Raw genomic sequence first — 20829 nt, 5'->3', positions numbered from 1 at the left:
ATGAAGAGAATAAAATGGGGTCTTGGGATTATTGTTCTGCTGGCGATCGGTGCCTGGTGGGGCTGGAAACAGATACAGCACCTTGCCGATTCACCGTTGGCTATCAAACAGGAAACCATTTTTACTCTCCCTGCCGGCACCAATCGTGAAGCGCTAAAAGAGCTGCTGGTAGAACAACAAATTATTGGCGCCAGCGGCTGGTTCCCCTGGTTGCTGCATCTGGAGCCGGAGCTGGCGGCGTTTAAGGCTGGGACCTACCGGCTGACGCCTGCGATGACGGTGCGCGACATGCTGGCGCTGCTGGCCAGCGGCAAAGAAGCGCAGTTTTCGCTGCGGTTTGTGGAAGGTTCGCGCCTGAAAGACTGGCTGGAAACGCTGAAGTCGGCACCTTATCTCAAGCACACGCTGGATGATAAAACACCGCAGGAAATCGCCGACGCGATGGGGTTGAAAGACAAGTCCAACCCCGAAGGCTGGTTTTATCCGGATACGTATCTGCACACTGCGGGCATGAGCGACAAGTCGATCTTGCAGCGCGCGCACCAGCGGATGACGAAAATGCTCAATGACGTCTGGCAGGGGCGGGACGAAGGGTTACCCTATAAAACCCCGGACGAGCTGTTGGTAATGGCGTCGCTGATTGAAAAAGAAACCGCTATTAACGACGAGCGGCCGCTGGTGGCTTCGGTATTTATCAATCGCCTGCGCGCCGGTATGCGGTTGCAGACCGACCCGACGGTGATCTACGGCATGGGGGACAGCTATAACGGCACCATTACCCGCAGTGCGCTGGAGGCTCCCACGCCGTACAATACCTATGTTATCAGCGGGTTGCCACCCACGCCGATTGCCATGCCGGGCAAGGCGTCCCTCGAAGCAGCCGCGCATCCGGCCAAAACCGGCTATCTCTATTTTGTGGCCGACGGCAAGGGTGGACACAAATTTACCACCAACCTGAACGATCATAACCGCGCCGTGCAGGCGTATCGTTCCGCGCAGGCTGCCGCCGGAAAGGAAAAGAATGAACAGTAAATTTATCGTAATTGAAGGTCTGGAAGGCGCGGGTAAGACCAGCGCTCATGCGGTGGTGGTGGACACGCTGCGGACATTCGGCATTGATGACATTGTGTTTACCCGCGAACCAGGCGGCACGCCGCTGGCGGAAAAACTGCGCGAGTTGATCAAACAGGGCGTAGCGGATGAAAAGCTGACGGATAAAGCCGAATTGCTGATGCTGTATGCGGCGCGCGTGCAGCTGGTGGAGAACGTGATTCGACCGGCGCTGGCTCGTGGCGCCTGGGTTGTGGGCGATCGGCACGATCTCTCTTCCCAGGCCTATCAGGGCGGCGGTCGGGGTATCGATGCGCGATTGATGACCTCGCTGCGGGATACCGTGCTGGGCGATTTCCGTCCTGACTTCACGCTTTATCTGGATATCTCGCCTGAGCAGGGGCTTAAACGCGCCCGCCAGCGCGGCGCGCTGGATCGCATCGAGCAGGAGTCGCTGGCGTTTTTCGAACGTACCCGCGCCCGCTATCAGCAACTGGCGGCGGCCGACGCTTCTATCGTGACGATTGATGCATCCCGCAACCTGGCGCTGGTCAACGCCGACATCCGTCAGGTCTTGTCTGACTGGCTGCGGCAACTGAACGGGCAAGGGGAGTGAGCGGCTGATGGAGTGGTACCCCTGGCTGAATGCGCTTTACCGCCAGTTGTTGGCGTCGCATCAGGCGGAGCGCGGTCATCATGCGCTGTTGCTGCATGCTATCGACGGCATGGGCGATGCCTCGCTGGCGTACGCATTCAGCCGCTGGCTGCTGTGTCAGCAGCCGGATGGCGCAAAGAGCTGCGGGCGCTGCCATTCCTGTGCGTTGATGAACGCCGGCACCCATCCGGACTGGCATACCCTCAGCCCGGAAAAAGGTAAGCACAGCCTGGGCGTTGACGCGGTGCGCGATGCGTTAGAGCAAGTGTATCAGCGCTCGCGGCAGGGTGGTGCGAAGGTCGTCAGGCTGCCGCAGGCGGAAAGCCTGACCGAAGCAGCGGCCAATGCGTTGCTGAAAACGCTGGAAGAGCCGCCGGCGCAAACCTATTTTCTGCTGGGATGCCGTGAACCGGGACGGTTGCTGGCGACGATGCGTAGTCGCTGCCTGCATTTGTACCTGGATGTGCCGGCTGAGCCGCAAGGGATGCAATGGCTGCGCGGGCGCGGGCATCATGATGAGCTGGCGCTGCAGACCGCATTGCGACTGACGGCGGGGGCGCCGCTGGCCGCGGAAGCATTGCTGCAGCCGGATAGCTGGAAAGCGCGTCAGGCCGTGTGCCAGCAGTTGGCGCAGAGCCTGCAGTCCGGTGATGCGCTGGCGCTGTTGCCAGTACTCAATCATGATGACGCCGATCGTCGTATTCACTGGGTGAGTACGCTGTTGCTGGATGCGCTGAAATGGCGCCATCAGGCCGCCGCTCAGCGGACCAACCAGGATCAGGCGCCGCTGGCGGCGCAATTGGCGTCACAGCTTGGCGACGCTCGTCTGCACTATGGCTTGCGGCGCTGGCTGCACTGTCGTCACCAACTGCTGTCGGTGACAGGCGTTAACCGCGAATTGTTATTGACGGAACTGTTGCTGGCGTGGGAGAACCTGTTGTCGTCTCCAACGCTGCCGGTGTCGTCATCTTTTTCCTGAATACCGGATATCCTTGATTATGTTGTTAGTTGATTCCCACTGCCATCTTGATGGTTTGGATTATCAGTCGCTGCACAAAGACGTGTCTGACGTGCTGAACAAGGCCCGTGAGCGCGAGGTGGGCTTTTTTCTGGCGGTAGCGACCACCTTACCGGGATTCCGCGCCATGACCGAGTTGATCGGCGAGCGCGACAATGTGGCGTTTTCCTGCGGCGTACACCCGCTCAGTCAGGAAGAACCGTACGATTTCGCCGAGCTGCGCACACTGGCGGCCTTACCGTCGGTTGTCGCACTGGGGGAGACCGGGCTGGATTACTATTATCAGCAAGACACCATCCCGCAGCAGCAGGCATCGTTTCGCGAACATATTCGCGTTGGCCGGGCGCTGAATAAGCCGGTGATTGTGCATACCCGTTCCGCCCGTGAAGATACGCTTGCCATCCTGCGTGAGGAAAAAGCGGACGAGTGCGGCGGCGTGCTGCACTGTTTTACCGAAGATCGGGAAACGGCGGAGAAACTGCTGGATTTGGGGTTCTATATTTCCTTTTCCGGGATTGTGACTTTCCGTAATGCGGACGCATTGCGCGACGTCGCGCGCTACGTGCCGCTGGACCGGCTGCTGATTGAAACCGATTCCCCGTGGCTAGCGCCGGTTCCCTACCGCGGCAAGGAAAATCAGCCCGCCTACGTGCGCGATGTGGCTGAATATCTGGCCGTACTCAAAAATGTCAGTCTTGAACAGCTGGCATCCACCACTACCGAAAATTTTGCTCGGCTATTCCACATTGATGCAGCGCGGTTGACCGTGGCCTGATACTGGTTGAGAATACGCGAGTTTTTTTTGGCTTCGTAATTAATCGCTGACAATCCCTGTCATTTACAGCTTGCGCTGTACGGTGGCGGGGTTAATTTTTAGCGTTAGATCACAAACCATAAGACTTCTGATAGTAACGTGGGTTTCCCATGAGTTGAAACGTGACTGCTATCAAACATTTGATGCAACATTTATTTTACTCTGCGTAAAAATTAATGAGGATGCATATCACATCCCGACCGCGTGAAGGATGACCTCCCCACCTTCAGGCGAACTGTCAGAAGTAGAAGCACTATTACTCAGGAGTACTCTCTATATGTTCAAGAATGCATTTGCAAACCTACAGAAAGTAGGTAAATCGCTGATGCTGCCAGTATCCGTGCTGCCTATCGCCGGTATTCTGCTGGGCGTCGGGTCGGCCAACTTTAGCTGGCTGCCGGCGGTTGTTTCCAGCGTGATGGCGCAGGCGGGCGATTCGGTTTTTGCCAACATGCCGTTGATTTTTGCTATCGGCGTGGCGTTGGGCTTCACCAATAATGACGGCGTGTCCGCGCTGGCTGCGGTGGTGGCTTACGGCATTATGGTGAAAACCATGGCTGTGGTTGCGCCGCTGGTGCTGCATATGTCGCCGGCAGATATCGCCGCTAACCACATGGCCGATACCGGCGTACTGGGGGGGATTATCGCCGGTGCGATTGCCGCCTACATGTTCAACCGCTTTTACCGCATCCGCTTGCCGGAATACCTGGGCTTCTTTGCCGGTAAGCGTTTTGTGCCGATCATCTCCGGTCTGACCGCCATCATTGTCGGTGTGGTGCTGTCGTTCATTTGGCCGCCGGTGGGCAGCGCGATTCAGACTTTCTCTCAATGGGCCGCTTATCAGAACCCGGTGCTGGCGTTCGGTATCTACGGCATCGTTGAGCGTAGTCTGGTGCCGTTCGGTCTGCACCATATCTGGAACGTGCCGTTCCAGATGCAGGTAGGCGAGTTCACCAACGCTGCGGGTCAGGTGTTCCACGGCGATATTCCGCGCTATATGGCGGGCGACCCGACCGCAGGTAAACTGTCTGGCGGTTTCCTGTTCAAAATGTATGGTCTGCCGGCTGCTGCGCTCGCTATCTGGCATTCGGCTAAACCGGAAAATCGCGCCAAAGTGGGCGGCATCATGATCTCCGCTGCGCTGACCGCGTTCCTGACCGGTATCACCGAGCCTATCGAGTTTTCCTTCATCTTCGTGGCGCCGATTCTGTATGTTATCCACGCGGTGCTGGCCGGTCTGGCGTTCCCGATCTGTATTCTGCTTGGCATGCGTGACGGTACCAGCTTCTCGCACGGTCTGATCGACTTCATCGTACTGAGCGGCAACGGCAGCAAACTGTGGCTGTTCCCGATCGTCGGTCTGTGCTATGCCGCGGTGTACTACACCGTGTTCCGCGTGCTGATCGCCAAACTGGATCTGAAAACCCCGGGTCGCGAAGAGTCCTCATCCGAGCAGTCCGCTCAGGGCAACTCTGAAATGGCGGCGTCGCTGGTTTCCGCATTCGGCGGTAAAGAAAACATCACCAACCTGGATGCCTGTATCACTCGTCTGCGCGTCAGCGTGGGGGATGTGTCCAAAGTTGACCAGGCCGAGCTGAAGAAACTGGGCGCGGCGGGCGTGGTGGTGGCCGGTTCCGGCGTGCAGGCGATCTTCGGCACCAAGTCCGATAACCTGAAAACCGATATGGACGATTACATCCGTAATCACTGAAATATCCGTAACCACTGACGGATTACGGGGAGTTGACGAAAAGGGGCTACGGCCCCTTTTTTACATTCTGCTGTTTTACATCCCGCTTTTTTATATTCTAAAACGCCTCCCGGCAGAACAGAATCGTTTCCCCTCACCGGAAGTTCGGCAGTAGGATAACTGACGCTGCCGTGCGTGATACGCCGTTGTCAGTCACGACAGTGGATAACCAACGCCGCTCCACCCATAACAACATCGTCTATCAGCGGCGTACCACAACATCATTCTTTCAGAGGGAACAGTATGCAGATTTCAGCTGAGCGTTTAACGCAGATAGCCTATGAACTGTTGCGTAACACCGGGTGTGACCACGACGAAGCCGAGTGTGTGGCGCTTCATCTGGTTGGCGCGAATCTCAAGGGGCACGACAGCCACGGAGTCGGCATGTTGCCGGAATACGTCAGTTTCATCGCGCAGGGCATCATGCATCCCAACACCCCGGCCCGTTTGCTGCAGGATGGCGGCGCGGTGCTGCAGTTCTCCGGCGATCGCGGGTTTGGGCAGCGCACCGGGCGCGAAGCGATGCAGGCGGCGATTGAGCGGGTGAAAACCACCGGTATCTGCCTGATGACGCTGGCGTCGACCTGTCATCTGGGACGTATCGGCACCTACGGCGAAATGGCGGCGCAGGCCGGTCTGATTTCGATTCACTTCGTTAATGTCGGTGATATCGCGCCGTTGGTGGCGCCGTTTGGCGGCAGCGAGGCACGTTTTGGCACCAACCCGATCTGTATTGCCTTCCCAGGCAGCGACGACAATCCCGATTTTATCCTGGACTTCGCCACCAGCATTGTAGCGTTGGGTAAAACGCGCGTGGCCTGGCTGGCGGGGAAAACCTTTGATGAGCCGGTGATGCTGGACAGCGACGGACGCCCGAGCGCCGATCCGCGGGTGATGTGGGAAGGCGAGGCGACCGGCGCGTTGCTGCCGATCGCGCGTCACAAGGGCGGCGGCCTGATTCTGGCGGCGGAACTGCTGGCGGGCATTTTGTCCGGCGGCGGCACCATCCAGCCGGGCAATGCGCGCGAAGGCGCCATCGTCAACAACATGACCACCATTGTGATCGACCCGTCTAAACTGGTGGGGATGGCGTGGCTGAAACAGGAGTACGATGCCATGCTGGCGTATGTCCGCGCTTCGCGCTCGCCGGATCCGTCCGTGCCGATTCTGATCGCCGGCGAACCGGAACGTCAGGCCCGTCAGCAGCGCCAGGCTGAGGGCATCACCATTTCTGAGGGAGAGTGGCGGAAAATTACCGACGCCGGGTGTTCTCTGGGGATGCCGGCGGCATTTTTCGCGGCATAACGCCGATGAAACACGTGGCGAACACCGACAAAGAGAGTTGAAAAGTATTGGATTTATCACTCATACTGCAAGCCGCATCGCTGAACAGCGCTCGTTTTTAAAGGAACTGTGTTATGGCTGAAGAAACCATTTTCAGTAAAATCATTCGTCGGGAAATCCCCGCCGATATCGTGTATCAGGATGAACTGGTGACTGCCTTTCGCGACATCGCGCCACGTACCCCTACCCACATTCTGATTGTGCCGAATGTACTGATTCCCACCGTGAATGACAGCGCGCCGGAGCATGAAGCGGCGCTCGGCCGCATGATCACCGTCGCGGGCAGCATTGCCCGTCAGGAAGGGATTGCGGATGACGGCTACCGTCTGATCATCAACTGCAATCGCCACGGCGGTCAGGAGGTGTATCACATCCATATGCATCTGCTGGGCGGTCGCCCGTTGGGGCCGTTGCTGGCCGGTTGATACGGTCATGCGCGTATTCTCATCAGGCGCATTGGCCGCCCTGCTGCTGGGCATGTCGCTTGTCGGATGCAGCAAGACGGCCAGTCTGACCATTAACTCCAAACAGACGCTGGTGCTGGACGCCTCGGTGATGGCGGCCGGCATTAGCGCCTCTCGTCCGTCGCTGTCGCGCGGTAGCGCGGGTCAGCAGGCGTCGGCTCGTATCAGCAATACGTCGGGGCAGCCGGTGACGCTGCACTACCGTTTTTACTGGTATGATCAGCAAGGGCTGGATGTGCCGCCGCTGGGTGTCAGCCAGACGGCGGTGATCCCTGCCCATACGGATATCTCCCTTGTTGCCACGCATGCTGACCCGGCGGCCAGCCAGGTACGGCTTTATCTTTTTCTCTGATGCGTGATTGAGAGGACAGACATGAAAAAATATCTTGGCATCGTGCTGATGGCGCTGGTGATTGCAGGCTGTACCAGCCGCGCGCCGCAAACGGAACAACCAGCCACTATCGAACCCGCCGTCCCCACACCGTCGAAACCGCAGTTGCCGCCGGCAGAAAGTCAGCCATTGCCGACGCCGCCGAAGATTCAGGTACCGGTACTGGACTGGTCGGCCGCGATCACACCGCTGGTAGGGCAGATGGTGAAAACCGACGGCATCGCCAGGGGTAGCATTTTGCTGCTGAACAAGCTTAAAAATAACACCAACGGTTCGCTGCAGACCGCTCAGGCAACCACCGCGCTGTATAACGCGCTGGCGTCTTCCGGGCAGTTTACGATGGTGTCTCGCGAACAACTGGGCGTTGCCCGGCAGTCGCTGGGATTATCGGAAGAAGACAGTCTGGAATCGCGCAGCAAAGCGGTGGGGTTGGCCCGTTATGTCGGCGCGCAATACGTGCTGTATGCCGACGCCAGCGGGGACGTGAAGTCACCGGATCTGTCGATGCAACTGATGCTGGTGCAGACCGGCGAAATCGTCTGGTCCGGCAATGGTACGGTTCGCCAGCAGTGAGGCGCTGAACGCGCTGTTGCAGCAGGCTCTGCCGGCGGTAGCGACCGCCGGTTTTTATTTACAGCCGGTCAACGGCCTTAGTCACCAGAGCTGGCGCGTTCATTCTCCAGCCGGACTCTGGCTGGCGCGCGGCGAAACGCCGCAGGGGCGCCAGCTTGGCACCTCCCGACAGCGTGAATTTCATGTGCTGCGGCACCTGGCCGGGCAGTCGCTGGCGCCGCATCCGGTGTGCTGGCGCGATGGCTGGCTGCTGGTGGAGTGGCTGGCGGGCGAGCCGGCCGATGAGCGCCAGTTTGCGCAGGCGTTGACGGAAGGACAACTGGCGGCGATGCTGGCGCGTTTGCATCATCAGCCGCGTTATGGCTATCCGTTGCCGTTGAAACGCCTGATGGCGCATCACTGGCACCATATGGACCCGGCCCGGCGCTCGCCGCGTCTGAGGCGCGCCTATCAGCAGGTGGTGGATAAGCCGTTGCCGACGCCGTTACTGAGCGCGCCGCTGCATCTGGATGTGCATCCCGGCAACCTGCTGCGTACCGAGGCCGGCTGGCGATTGATTGACTGGGAATACGCGGCGGACGGCGATATCGGGCTGGAGCTGGCGTTGCTGTTCCGGTCCTGCGAGCTGGATGGCGCGCGTCAGCAGGATTTTTTGCAGGCGTATTGCCGACACTGGCGCCACCTGCGCCCGGCGTCATTGCTGCGGCAGGCGGCGCGCTGGCAATATTGGGTGGATTATCTGGTGCTGATGTGGTTTGAAGTCCGCTGGCGGCAGAGCGCTGAGGCGTATTACCGACAGACGGCTGACGCACTGCGGCGGGCCGCGGGATGGCGCGATTGAGCCTTTGTCTCTGGGGGGCGTTTGCGCGGGCCGTTTGATTACCAGGCCGATTTTTCCATCATGCCGATGTGGCAATCATACAGAAGGGGTATTTGTGGGGCCGTTAATGTTAGATGTGGCCGGCTATGAGCTGGACGCGGAAGATCGCGAGGTGCTGGCGCATCCGCTGGTGGGTGGCGTGATCCTGTTTAGCCGTAACTTTCACGACGCCGATCAGTTGGCGGAGCTGGTGCGCCAGATGCGTCGCGCCTCTCGCGAGCGGCTGGTGGTGTCGGTCGATCAGGAAGGCGGGCGCGTGCAGCGGTTTCGCGACGGTTTTACCGCGCTGCCGGCCGCGCAGTCGTTTGCCGCGCTGAACCCGTTGCCGCAGGCGCAACTGCTGGCGGAAGAAGCGGGCTGGGTGATGGCGGCGGAGATGATCGCCATGGATATCGATATCAGCTTTGCGCCGGTACTGGATGTCGGACACCAGAGCGCGGCGATTGGTGACCGTTCCTTCCACGACGACCCGGACACCTTGCTGGCGGTGGTGGAGCGTTTTATTGCCGGCATGCGTGCCGCCGGTATGAAGGCGACAGGCAAGCATTTCCCCGGTCATGGCGCGGTAAAGGCGGATTCCCATAAGGAAACGCCGCGGGACGAACGTCCGCTGGCGCAAATTCGGGAACGGGATATGCGGGTGTTTCGGGAGCTGATCGCCCGCCAGCAGTTGGATGCGGTGATGCCGGCGCACGTGATTTATACCGATGCCGATCCCCGTCCGGCCAGCGGGTCGCCCTACTGGCTCAAACAAGTGCTGCGTCAGGAACTGGGATTTGGCGGCATCATCTTTTCGGATGACCTGTCGATGGAAGGCGCGGCGGTGATGGGCGGCTATGCCGAACGCGCGCAGGCGGCGCTGGATGCGGGGTGCGACATGATTCTGGTCTGTAACCAGCGTCAGGGCGCGATCAGCGTGTTGGATAACCTGTCTCCGGTCAAAGTACCGGGGCTGGAGACGCTCTATCATCGGGGGTTGATCACTCGTCGGGAACTACTGAATTCATCGCGCTGGAAGCAGGCGACATCGCAGTTGACGGCACTGAGTGAACGCTGGCAGGCGCACAAAGCCGCCGGTTAAATCACCCGCTAAATCAGGCTGGAGGGAAGGCACCGATGATCATTTATTTGCACGGTTTTGATTCAAGCAGTCCGGGTAATCATGAGAAAGTGCTGCAGTTGCAGTTCATCGACCCGGATGTCCGGCTGGTGAGCTACAGTACCCTGCATCCGCGCCATGACATGCAGCATCTGCTCAGGGAAGTGGACAAGATGCTGCAATTGAATGCGGATAATCGCCCGCTGATTTGCGGCGTCGGGCTGGGCGGATTTTGGGCTGAACGCATCGGTTTCCTGTGTGATATCCGCCAGGTGATGTTCAATCCCAACCTGTTCCCGCAAGAAAACATGGAAGGCAAAATCGATCGTCCGGAAGAGTACGCTGACATCGCCACCAAGTGCGTGGAGAATTTCCGCGAGAAAAACCGCGATCGCTGTATGGTGGTGTTGTCGCGCCACGATGAAATGCTGGATAACCAGCGCAGCGCCTGTTTGCTGGGGGAATACTACGAAATCATCTGGAATGAGAGCGAAGGCCATAAATTCCGCGATATCTCGCCGCACCTGCAACGCATCAAGGCGTTTAAATCACTGGGGTGATTTTTCCTCTACACTGTTTTTGTGGCTGTCAAACCCGCGTCAGGCTGGGGCGACAGCCGCTTTCCCTCTGCTGACCTGCTGCACTAACTTGTTGGATCTCAACATCTAATTCTTCGCTCTGACGATCTGTAACTAAAATAAATTGATATAAATCAATTTTGGTATGACCAAATGACCTTACATGCTATTCTCATCGCATATATCCAATTTTCATTATCATAACCATATGTAATATAAGGATATTATTTTTTACCCTTTATTAACTATTGGTTCACAAAATTTCAGGGGGTCATTTTGACATCATTGCCAATCAAGAAAATCGTGATTGTCGGCGGTGGCGCCGGAGGGCTGGAGCTGGCAACCAGTCTGGGGCATAAGCTGGGTCGCAAGAAGAAGGCGGAAATAACACTGGTGGATCGCAACCACAGCCACCTGTGGAAACCGTTGTTGCACGAAGTGGCGACCGGATCGCTGGATGATGACATGGATGCGCTGAGTTACCTGGCGCATGCCCGCAATCATCACTTCAATTTCCAGTTGGGCATGATGACCGACCTCGACCGCGAGCAGCGTACCGTCCAACTGGCCGAAATCCGCGGTGAGCAGGGGGAACTGCTGGTGGCGGCCCGTTCACTGCCGTATGACATTCTGGTGGTGGCGCTGGGCAGCACCTCCAATGACTTCGGCACGCCGGGCGTCAAAGATCACTGCATTTTCCTGGACAACCCGAAACAAGCCCGCCGTTTCCATAACGAAATGCTTAACCTGTTCCTCAAATTCTCCGCCTCTCAGGGGCAGCAGGAGAAGGTCAATATCGCGATTGTCGGAGGGGGCGCCACCGGGGTGGAATTGTCCGCCGAGCTGCACAACGCGGTGAAACAGCTACACAGCTACGGTTTTGACAGCCTCAGCAATCAGGCGCTCAACGTCACGCTGGTGGAAGCCGGGGAACGTATTCTGCCGGCGCTGCCGCCGCGCATTTCTGCGGCGGCGCACCATGAACTGACCAAGCTCGGTGTGCGGGTGTTGACCAAAACGATGGTGACCAGCGCCCAGCAGAACGGCCTGAACACCAAGGACGGCGAGTTTATCGACGCCGATCTGATGGTATGGGCGGCGGGTATCAAGGCGGCCGACGCCATGAAGGATATTGCCGGTCTGGAAACCAACCGTATCAACCAACTGGTGGTGGAGCCGACGCTGCAGACCACGCGCGATCCGGCTATTTTCGCCATCGGCGACTGTGCGTCCTGTCCGCAGCCGGGCGGTGGCTTTGTGCCGCCACGCGCGCAGGCCGCGCATCAAATGGCGTCGCGTTGTTACAGCAACATTTTGGCGCTGATGAATAATCAGTCGCTGAAGCCTTACGTCTACAAAGACCACGGTTCGCTGGTGTCATTGTCCAAATTCAGCACCGTCGGCAGCCTGATGGGCAACCTGATGCGCGGTTCGGTGATGGTGGAAGGGCGGATTGCCCGTTTCGTTTACATTTCGCTGTATCGCATGCACCAGATTGCGCTGCATGGCTACATCAAAACCGGCCTGATGATGCTGGTCGGCAGCATCAACCGGGTGATCCGCCCGCGTCTCAAACTGCATTAAAGCCGGATTGCTCTGCTCTGGCGCCTCGGTTGCCCGCCATTCGGCGGGCAACCTGTTATTCCCCGCTATATCGATCACATCACAGAATAAAATATTGCACTAACACCAACTGAAGGTAAGAAAACTCTCAAATGTGACAGTTTTGTTATCTGTACAACCCTTTTGGGGTAGAAATCCGATTGAGAGTACCAGGTGGATTAGGCAGACTTCATCACGTCAGGCGGCGTAGCGCGCACGCCGCGCCCCGGAAGGTGGGGCTTTCGGGTTAAAAGCCATCAGCCCGTTATGAGCCGTGAGAGCGCTCAATGCAGGGTGGGGTGGGGGATGCGTGGTTATTTATTCAGGAGGTTTCCTGTGAACAAGTCAATGTTAGCGGGTGTGGGTATTGGTATGGCTGCAGCTCTGGGTGTGGCAGCCGTCGCCAGTCTGGATGTGTTTGCGTCCAGACCGCAGTTTGCACAGGTGCTGACAGCAACACCTATCAAAGAAACCGTGAAAACGCCGCGTCAGGAATGCCGTAATGTCACCGTGACGCATCGCCAGCCGGTGCAGGATGAAAACCGTATTGCCGGGTCGTTGCTGGGCGCCGTGGCTGGCGGCGTGTTGGGGCACCAGTTCGGTGGCGGCCGTGGCCGTGATGTGGCGACGGTAGCCGGCGCGCTGGCCGGCGGTTACGCCGGCAATCAGGTGCAGGGAAAAATGCAGGACGGTGATACCACCAGCTCTACGCAGCAGCGTTGCCAGACGGTGTACGACAAGTCGCAGAAAGTGCTGGGTTACGATGTCACCTATAAAATCGGCGATCAGGAAGGAAAAGTCCGGATGGAGCGCGATCCCGGCACCCGTATCCCGCTCGATCGCAATGGCCAGTTGATTCTCAACCAGTCCAGCTGATGCGACGGACAGGCAGGCCCGCGTTGTCACACTGCTGACCGCGGGCCTGATGCCGTCGACTACACGCCCACCGGACGCATTCATGCATCATATAAATCGGTGTCCTGCACCGGCGAATGGCGCTGGCTGGGCCTAATGCGTTTGACCGAATCTCTCACCACCAGCGTGCCGTTAAGCAGAATATTGCCGGTACCTCGTCCCGGCTGCATCAACTGCAGCTGCAATAATCTAACCGCCTCTCGTCCCAACTCTTCACGCGGGATCAGCACCGATGTCAGCGGAATATCGTGCACCGCCGCCAGATTAGCGCCATCCATGCTCATGACCGAGATATCCTGCGGCACGCGCAATTTCGCTTTATGCAGCGCATTGATGGCGCCCACCGCCATAAAGTCGCCGCCCGCCAGTATGGCGGTAGGGTACTGTTCCCGCGGGCAGGCAGCCAGAAAATCAGTGACGGCCTGTTCTGTTTCCGCGCTGCCGAAGCCGCGGGGCGTCAGCAAGTGAATGTCGTCAATAAAAGGCAGGTTGTGCTGTTGATAAGCATCGCGAATGCCCGCCAGTCGCCACTCCATGGTGTAGCGCCGCAGGCACAGCAGGGTCAGGATCTGACGGTGCCCCTGGTCGATCAAATAGTTGGTGGCAAATTCGCCGATAAGCTGATGCGCGGGCGACACGCCGGACAATTTCATTTTGTTGTCGAGACAGTTGACCAGCACGCAGGGTTTGTTCAATTCGGCCGCCAGCGCGTGGATATAAGGATCGTCAATGCCGATCAGAATGGCGCCTTCGGTTTCCGGTGACGACATTTTTTCCAGAAACAGCGCCGCATCGCTGTCGTTTTCCGCCAGCCCGCAGTAGCGCAGACGTACATCGTGTGAGTCCAGCGAGTCGAGAATCCCTTCCAGTACCTTATGGTAGAAAATGTCCGCCCGGCTATTAAAGGCGCGCTCCGGCGCGAACACCGTCAGACTATTGAGCAGCAAACGGCCGGTAGCCAGGTGATCCATCACGCCGTATTGCCGGGCGGAGGTCAGAATTCGCGTCCGCGCCGCATCGCTGGTATTGGATTTGCCCGCCAGCACCCGGGAAACGGTACTGACGGAGAAGCCGGTTTGCATGGCGATTTCACGAATTTTGAGGTTTTTTTTCATTTTGTGATCCCGTTCAATTTGAGTCGTGAAAAAATTTTCATCACCAGAAAAAAGGCGGCAAATGGCGGATGAATGGTCAGAAAGAATATATTCCGACGCTACCATGAAAATAGTTGCAAAAAAGTGAGTATCTCCGGCTTTTTAATTTTTCTACGCTGAATCGGTCGTGGTTCTTCAGGCGTCGTCACGCCGTGGAATACGTCGTCTCGACATAAAAATATTTATAAAAATCTGAATATTAGAACATCAGGATGGTGTTGCGTCGAAAGGCGTTTCACTGTTGTCTGCTGCAAGGAGATCACCATGAGTCTCGACGTTAATTCCTCGCCCGTCATCAATGAAAAACGAAAATTCAAACAATTGCGCTGGTGGATACTGGCGTTATTTCTGTTTGGCGTGACGGTTAATTATATTACCCGCAATTCGCTGGGTATTCTGGCACCCGAATTAAAAACGGTGCTGAATATTACCACCGAGCAATACTCCTGGATTGTCGGCGCTTTTCAATTGGCCTATACGCTATTTCAGCCTTTATGCGGATGGTTGATCGACGTGATTGGATTAAAGCTGGGCTTCATGATCTGCGCCGTGATTTGGGCGCTGATGTGCCTGCTGCATGCCGGCGCCGGGAGCTGGGTGCAGCTTGCCATTTTGCGTTTCATGATGGGCGGGGCTGAAGCGGCGGCCACGCCGGCCAACGCCAAAACCATCGGCGAGTGGTTCCCCCGCCAGGAACGGCCCATCGCCGCCGGTTGGGCCGGCGTGGGTTTTTCCATCGGTGCGATGCTGGCGCCGCCCATTATCGTGGTCGCGCACTCCGCTTTCGGCTGGCAAGGGGCATTCCTGTTTGCCGGGGTGCTGGCGATGTTGTGGGTGGTATTGTGGTGGCTGTTTTACCATAACCCGGGAGAACACCCGCGCCTGAGTAAGGAAGAACTGGCGTTTATCCGTCAGGACAATGAGCCGGAGCCGGTGAAACAACCGTTTTTTACCGCCATGAAAACGGTGATGAAAAACCGCCGTTTCTACGGCATCGCCATTCCCGCGTTTATGGCGGAACCCGCCTGGGCGGTGCTGAGTTTCTGGGTGCCGCTGTATCTGGCCAAAGAGCGCGGCATGGATTTGAAACAAATCGCTATGTTTGCCTGGCTGCCGTTTCTTGCCGCCGACTTCGGCAGTATCGCCAGCGGCTACCTGACCCGGCTCTACGCCCGGTGGTTTGGCTGTTCTCGCATCAACTCGGTGGTGGGCAGTTCGGTGACCGGCGCGTTTCTGATGCTGTCGCTCGCGCTGGTCAGCGTGACCCAAAATCCCTATCTGGCCATCATCCTGATTTCGATTGGCGGATTCGGCCACCAAATTATCTCCTGCATGTTGAGCGCCGTCGTGGTGGATTCGTTCGATAAAGGCCAGATGGCGACGGTCAACGGTATGCGCGGCGCCAGCGCGTGGATTGCCAGCTTCCTGTTTTCACTATTGATTGGCGTCACCGCCGACAGGATTGGATTCAATCCGCTGTTTGTCGCCATGGGCTTTTTTGATTTATTCGGCGCGCTGTTCCTGATTGCGTTCATCGCGGAACGTCGCCAGCGCGCGCACTGACAGAACTTCCGAATAGACGAGTGATGCTATGAAGACATTGAAACATTGGGTATTGCACCATCAGGCCGAGGATCGGGTTGAACTGCTGGTGGACGGCGCACACCGCTTTTTGTTGTACGTGCTGGCGCCGGGGCTGATGCGGGTACTGATTAAACAGCATGGCGAACTGCGGTTGAATCGCACCTGGAGCATCGCGCCGCAGCAGGACGTACCGTGGCAGGGCAGGGAACGGGAGAGCAGCGAGGGGTTTACGCCGCCGGGCTATACGCTAAGTTGGCAAGGCGATGCCTTGCAGATCAGCACCGGGCAATTGCGGGCGACGGTACATCAGCCGTTATGGCTGGCATGGGAATACCTTGATGCGCAAGGGCAGTGGCAACCGCTGGCGTCCGATCGGCCGACCGGCGCCTATCTGCTCAATATGCACGGCGACGGCGTGGCGCACTATCAGCGGCGCGCCCCGCAGGAACGCTGCTACGGACTGGGGGAAAAAGCGGGCGACTTAAACCGCTCCGGTCGTCGCTTTGAATTCCGCAATCTGGATGCGATGGGCTACAACGCGCAAAGCACCGATCCGCTGTATAAGCACCTGCCGTTCACCCTAGTTAATCAACCGGGGGCCAGCTACGGCGTGTTTTACGACAATCTCAGCACCACCTGGCTGGACCTGGGCAACGAGATCGATAATTACCACCCGGCTTACCGGCGCTATCAGGCCGACGCCGGGGATCTGGATTATTATTTTCTGCTCGGCCCAGCCATTCTCGATGTGACCAAAGCCTTTGTCCGGCTCACCGGCAAAACCTGTTTCGGCCCCAAATGGAGCCTCGGTTACAGCGGGTCCACCATGCATTACACCGACGCGCCGGACGCTCAGCAACAGCTGTTGTCCTTTATCGAACTGTGTCGCCAGCATGCGATTCCGTGCGACTCGTTCCAGCTCTCGTCCGGCTATACCTCGATTGGCAACAAACGTTATGTGTTCAACTGGAACTACGACAAAGTGCCGCAGCCGGAGCAAATGAGCCGGGCATTTCACGATGCCGGTATGCACCTGGCGGCCAATATCAAGCCTTGCCTGTTACAGGATCACCCCCGCTATCAGGAGGTGGCGGCCAAAGAGCTGTTTGTGCGCGATTCGCAGTCGGATAATCCGGAACGCTCCAGCTTCTGGGACGACGAAGGCTCCCATCTGGATTTCACCAATCCGGACACCGTCGCCTGGTGGCAGGAGAACGTGACCCGGCAACTGCTGGAAAAAGGCATCGACTCCACCTGGAACGATAACAACGAATTCGAGATCTGGGACGGCGAAGCGCGCTGTCATGGCTTTGGTCAGCCGATTGCCATCAAGCATATCCGTCCGCTGATGCCGCTGCTGATGATGCGCGCCTCGATGGAGGCGCAGCAGCGGTTTGCGCCGATGCTGCGGCCTTATCTGATTTCGCGTTCCGGCAGCGCCGGCATGCAGCGCTACGTGCAGACCTGGAGCGGGGACAACCGCACCAGCTGGCAGACGCTGCGCTACAACACCCGTATGGGGGTCGGCATGAGTCTGTCCGGCCTGTATAACGTGGGCCATGATGTGGGCGGTTTCGCCGGCAATAAGCCCGATGCCGAACTGTTTGCGCGCTGGGTACAAAACGGGGTGATGCATCCGCGGTTTACCATTCACTCGTGGAATGACGACGCCACGGTCAACGAACCCTGGATGTACCCGGCGGTGACGCCGATTATTCGTGACGCCATCCAACTGCGTTATCGGCTGTTGCCGTATCTGTATACCCTGCTGTGGCAGGCGCATGCGGATGACGAGCCGATGTTGCGCCCGACCTTTTTGGATCATGAGCATGACCCGCGTACCTTTGAGGAAACCGACGATTTCATGCTGGGACGCGATCTGTTGGTGGCGAGCGTGGTGGAGCCGGGACAACGCCGGCGGGAGGTCTATCTGCCGGATAACGGCGACGGTTGGTATGACTTTTATCGCGGCGACTGGTTCAGCGGCGGGCAAACCGTGACGCTTGACGCGCCGCTGGAACGGTTGCCGTTGCTGGTTCGGGCCGGCGCGATGGTGCCGCTGTCGGCGCGTACGGATTTCACCTGCCCGGCGGAAGATGACCAGCGCACCCTGTTGCTCTTCCCGCTGACAGGCAATGGCGTGCAGCAAGGGCTATTGTTTGAAGATGACGGTGAAACGCATCGCTGGCGCGACGGACAGGCGTTGTGGCTGCGTTGGGAGGTGTGTTGCAGCGCCCGGCGCATTGACATCACCTTCCGCCCGGAAGGCGCATTCATTCCGGCGTGGCGGATGTTGAGCGTGCAGCTGCCGCCTGACGAACGGCGCGCACTCTATATCAACGGCGAGCGTAGCGCGCAGTATCGGTTGCCTGCCAGTCACTAACCCGAACGGGCGGCGCACGCCCGGTTGGCTGATGCGCCGCCCCGTGACCGGCCTCGCCTTATTGCCAGCCGGATGCGGCGTCCCGTTTATCAATAGGCTGCGAAGGGGTATTATCAATCGCACATTGGAGGTTTTATACCGTCATATTTCAAGCTGCTGATGTATTGGCTTTCCTGCAACCTGACGTATGACGGGGATAGGCTTTTATTCAGGCACCGGGAAGACATATGCTGGATAATTCAGAAGTTCAACGCTATCTGCAACGTATTGGCGTTAGTGCATTGCCCGCGGAGCCGGCTTTACTGCTGCACCGGCTCCATCTTGCTCATCTTACGCACATTCCGTTTGAAAACCTGGATGTGGTGTTCGGGAAACCGATACGCCTTGACCCCTCCGCCATCTATCGCAAGATCGTTGATGAGCGACGCGGCGGGTTCTGCTACGAACTCAACTACGGATTTTATCTGCTGCTGAAGGCATTGAGGTTTGACGTACAACTGCTGGCCGGTCAGGTGTGGAACGACGACGGTCATTACGGGCAGCCGTTCGATCATCTATTTCTGAAAGTCGAACTGCCGCAGGGGGCGGTGATCGCCGATATCAGTTTCGGCGATTCATTCTGTGTTCCGGTGCCGTTGTCTGGCGCGGTGTCCCACGAAGAACGGATCAGCTATCGGGTGGCGGCCGTGGATGACGGCTACCAGTTGCAACAACTGACGGCAGGCGACGTGTGGAAACCACAGTACAAGTTTACGCTGCAACCCCGGCAACTGGAGGAGTACGCGGATATGGCGCATTACCACCAGACCTCGCCGTCGTCGCCTTTCACCAGCAAATCGCTTTGCACCCGCGTGACGCCGGAAGGGCGAGTAACGTTATCGGACAACCGCCTGATCGTGACCCGACATGGGCAGAAAAGCGAACGAAGGATCGACAGTCATCGTGATTATCTGGACTGCCTGCAACAGCAATTCGGGATTGTGCTGGCCGACGATTACGACAGCCAGCGCTGGTTTGAACGCCTCACGACAGCCGTGTCCTGAGGCGTTTGACGAGCGGAATAGCGTTTAGCTGAACCGTGTTTTAACGGAATAATGTCTTAACGGAATAACGTCTCGGCCCAGCGGGCCAGCCCGGCGGTGACGGAACCGAAGTCGTCGCCGCTGGCGATCGGCACATCGGGCAGACATTCGCTGATGGCGGCGCGCAGCAACGGCGAGCGGGCGCTGCCGCCGGTCAGGTAAATCACATCCGGCCGGGTCTGACTGTTTTTCTGCGCCTGAATCAATTGCTGTTTGATGTGCTCCAGCGGCTGGGCGATCGCCTCTTCCAGTTGATTCACGCTGACGTGGGTTTCCAGCTCGGGCGCGATAAACGGCAGGCTAGCCTGTGAGGTGTCGGCCTGCGACAAGGCGATTTTCTGCTCTTCCGCCAGCCGTACCAGACGGTAGCTGAGCCGCTGGCGCCACACCGTCAGCAGGCGTTCCACCCGGTCGGGCTCGCGCGCGTCGCGGATCAAATCGCGCAGCAGCTTACCGCAGGCGCCGCTGTAGAATTCCGCCTGCGCCGGCACGTCGTTGATGGCGACGGCGTTCCACCAGGGCAACACCGGCAGCGCGGTGCCTTTTTCGGTGATGCCGTTCATCCCCAGCAGCGGGCAGAACTGCCGAAACGCCAGCATGATGTCCAGATCGTTGCCGCCGACCCGGCAGCCGCTGTGACCCAGCAGGCTTTCCTCGCGTTCGCGGCGGGCGCGCCAGTCTGGCCCCATCAGCAGCATCGAGCAGTCGGTGGTGCCGCCGCCGATATCCACGACCAGCACCCGTTTTTCCTGTTGCAGCGTGGCTTCGAAATCGAGGCCGGCGGCTACCGGTTCAAACTGGAACGCAACCTGCCGGAACCCGGCGCGTTGTGCCGCGCGCTCCAGAATGCCCTGCGCCTGACGGTTGGACTCTTCGCCGCCGATTCCCTGAAAGTTGATCGGCCGGCCAATCACCGCCTGCTCGATCGGCTGGTCGAGCTGTTGCTCGGCCTGCTGGCGAATGTGCAGCATCATGGTGCAGACCAGATCTTCAAACAGCGCTATTTGCTGGGCTTTCAGCCCGGTGGCGCCGAGAAACGACTTGGGCGACTTCACGAACCACACGTCTTGCGGGTCATCCATGTAATGCGCCAGCGCCGCCAGCCCGAACCTGACGCTGTCCGGCTGGACACGGATATCTTCGTCGCGGTTGTGGTTGATGGCGCGTTGCAGCAGTTGGGCGTTTTCACCTTCCGCCGCGACCTGATGATGCCGCCACAGCCATTCGCTTACCGCTTCGCGGCTGGGCGCGCACAGCATCGACTGCAAATAGGGCGACTGTTGCTCCAGCCGCAGCAAGCGCGGCGTCCCGTTTTCCATTACGGCCAGCGAGCAGTTGGCCGTACCATAGTCAAAGCCGACAAACATTGTTTTTTTATCCCCATGCCAGTAGAGAAGGGGCGGGAATTTACCGCTTGTCTCAGGGCTTGTAAAGATAAAGCCACATACCCGTTCGCGTAGCCGGGCTTTTTCGCGTTTTCAGGGCATTTTCGC

The 20829-nt window shown here is 58.3% G+C and carries 19 protein-coding genes; 17 read left to right on the top strand and 2 right to left on the bottom strand.

Annotated elements, in window-relative coordinates:
- The 14 genes from mltG to DXX3274_RS13505 all read left to right on the top strand — a co-directional run bounded on the left by mltG (position 1) and on the right by DXX3274_RS13505 (position 13094).
- The gene (gene mltG / locus DXX3274_RS13570; RefSeq protein WP_042860217.1) at positions 1-1032 is read left to right on the top strand and encodes an endolytic transglycosylase MltG; all 1032 of its coding nucleotides are present in this window, start codon (positions 1-3) and stop codon (positions 1030-1032) included.
- Positions 1022-1666: a dTMP kinase gene (gene tmk, locus DXX3274_RS13565; protein WP_042860216.1), complete on the top strand. Its 645-nt coding sequence runs from the start codon at positions 1022-1024 to the stop codon at positions 1664-1666. The genes mltG and tmk overlap by 11 nt, the downstream gene beginning before the upstream one ends.
- A 7-nt stretch (positions 1667-1673) precedes the next feature.
- Positions 1674-2684 carry a DNA polymerase III subunit delta' gene (gene holB, locus DXX3274_RS13560; protein WP_042860215.1) on the top strand — a complete coding sequence of 337 codons (1011 nt, stop codon included), beginning with the start codon at positions 1674-1676 and terminating at the stop codon, positions 2682-2684.
- 19 nt (positions 2685-2703) lie between these two features.
- Positions 2704-3498: a metal-dependent hydrolase gene (locus DXX3274_RS13555; protein WP_038668027.1), complete on the top strand. Its 795-nt coding sequence runs from the start codon at positions 2704-2706 to the stop codon at positions 3496-3498.
- Positions 3499-3814: 316 nt separating this feature from the next.
- On the top strand, positions 3815-5248 hold the full coding sequence (gene ptsG / locus DXX3274_RS13550; RefSeq protein WP_042860214.1) for a PTS glucose transporter subunit IIBC: 1434 nt from the start codon (positions 3815-3817) through the stop codon (positions 5246-5248).
- A gap of 282 nt (positions 5249-5530) precedes the next feature.
- Complete coding sequence (locus DXX3274_RS13545; RefSeq protein WP_042860213.1) at positions 5531-6592, top strand: malate/lactate/ureidoglycolate dehydrogenase; 1062 nt, start codon at positions 5531-5533, stop codon at positions 6590-6592.
- A 113-nt stretch (positions 6593-6705) separates the two neighbouring features.
- A complete protein-coding gene (gene hinT, locus DXX3274_RS13540) occupies positions 6706-7056 on the top strand; it encodes a purine nucleoside phosphoramidase (protein ID WP_038668033.1) in 351 nt (116 codons plus the stop codon).
- Between the two features lie 7 nt (positions 7057-7063).
- Entirely contained in the window at positions 7064-7447 is a 384-nt protein-coding gene (locus DXX3274_RS13535; RefSeq protein WP_042860212.1) for a YcfL family protein, read from the top strand.
- Between the two features lie 21 nt (positions 7448-7468).
- Complete coding sequence (lpoB, locus tag DXX3274_RS13530; RefSeq protein WP_042860210.1) at positions 7469-8059, top strand: penicillin-binding protein activator LpoB; 591 nt, start codon at positions 7469-7471, stop codon at positions 8057-8059.
- Positions 8037-8900 carry a phosphotransferase gene (locus DXX3274_RS13525; RefSeq protein WP_042860209.1) on the top strand — a complete coding sequence of 288 codons (864 nt, stop codon included), beginning with the start codon at positions 8037-8039 and terminating at the stop codon, positions 8898-8900. The genes lpoB and DXX3274_RS13525 overlap by 23 nt, the downstream gene beginning before the upstream one ends.
- A 94-nt stretch (positions 8901-8994) precedes the next feature.
- On the top strand, positions 8995-10020 hold the full coding sequence (nagZ, locus tag DXX3274_RS13520; protein ID WP_042860208.1) for a beta-N-acetylhexosaminidase: 1026 nt from the start codon (positions 8995-8997) through the stop codon (positions 10018-10020).
- 35 nt (positions 10021-10055) lie between these two features.
- Positions 10056-10598 (top strand): alpha/beta hydrolase YcfP, encoded by a 543-nt coding sequence (gene ycfP, locus DXX3274_RS13515; RefSeq protein ID WP_042860207.1) that lies wholly within the window; start codon positions 10056-10058, stop codon positions 10596-10598.
- 294 nt (positions 10599-10892) lie between these two features.
- Entirely contained in the window at positions 10893-12200 is a 1308-nt protein-coding gene (locus DXX3274_RS13510; protein ID WP_042860206.1) for an NAD(P)/FAD-dependent oxidoreductase, read from the top strand.
- A 354-nt stretch (positions 12201-12554) separates the two neighbouring features.
- Entirely contained in the window at positions 12555-13094 is a 540-nt protein-coding gene (locus DXX3274_RS13505) for a glycine zipper 2TM domain-containing protein (RefSeq protein WP_042860205.1), read from the top strand.
- 80 nt (positions 13095-13174) lie between these two features.
- Here DXX3274_RS13505 and DXX3274_RS13500 read toward each other — a convergent pair whose 3' ends face one another.
- On the bottom strand, positions 13175-14248 hold the full coding sequence (locus DXX3274_RS13500; RefSeq protein ID WP_042860204.1) for a LacI family DNA-binding transcriptional regulator: 1074 nt from the start codon (positions 14246-14248) through the stop codon (positions 13175-13177).
- 303 nt (positions 14249-14551) lie between these two features.
- Here DXX3274_RS13500 and DXX3274_RS13495 point away from each other — a divergent pair, with 303 nt between their 5' ends.
- The 3 genes from DXX3274_RS13495 to DXX3274_RS13485 all read left to right on the top strand — a co-directional run bounded on the left by DXX3274_RS13495 (position 14552) and on the right by DXX3274_RS13485 (position 19297).
- The gene (locus DXX3274_RS13495; RefSeq protein ID WP_042860203.1) at positions 14552-15850 is read left to right on the top strand and encodes an MFS transporter; all 1299 of its coding nucleotides are present in this window, start codon (positions 14552-14554) and stop codon (positions 15848-15850) included.
- Between the two features lie 28 nt (positions 15851-15878).
- Positions 15879-18254 (top strand): TIM-barrel domain-containing protein, encoded by a 2376-nt coding sequence (locus DXX3274_RS13490; RefSeq protein ID WP_042860201.1) that lies wholly within the window; start codon positions 15879-15881, stop codon positions 18252-18254.
- A gap of 227 nt (positions 18255-18481) precedes the next feature.
- A complete protein-coding gene (locus DXX3274_RS13485; protein ID WP_042860200.1) occupies positions 18482-19297 on the top strand; it encodes an arylamine N-acetyltransferase in 816 nt (271 codons plus the stop codon).
- Positions 19298-19353: 56 nt separating this feature from the next.
- On the opposite strand, the gene yegD is transcribed toward DXX3274_RS13485, so the two are convergent.
- Positions 19354-20703 carry a molecular chaperone gene (gene yegD, locus DXX3274_RS13480; RefSeq protein WP_042860199.1) on the bottom strand — a complete coding sequence of 450 codons (1350 nt, stop codon included), beginning with the start codon at positions 20701-20703 and terminating at the stop codon, positions 19354-19356.
- Positions 20704-20829 lie beyond the last annotated feature (126 nt).

The sequence above is a fragment of the Dickeya sp. NCPPB 3274 genome (assembly GCF_000406205.1).
GTDB classification, from domain to species: Bacteria; Pseudomonadota; Gammaproteobacteria; order Enterobacterales; family Enterobacteriaceae; genus Dickeya; species Dickeya fangzhongdai.
This window is presented reverse-complemented; position numbering and strand designations above follow the sequence as displayed.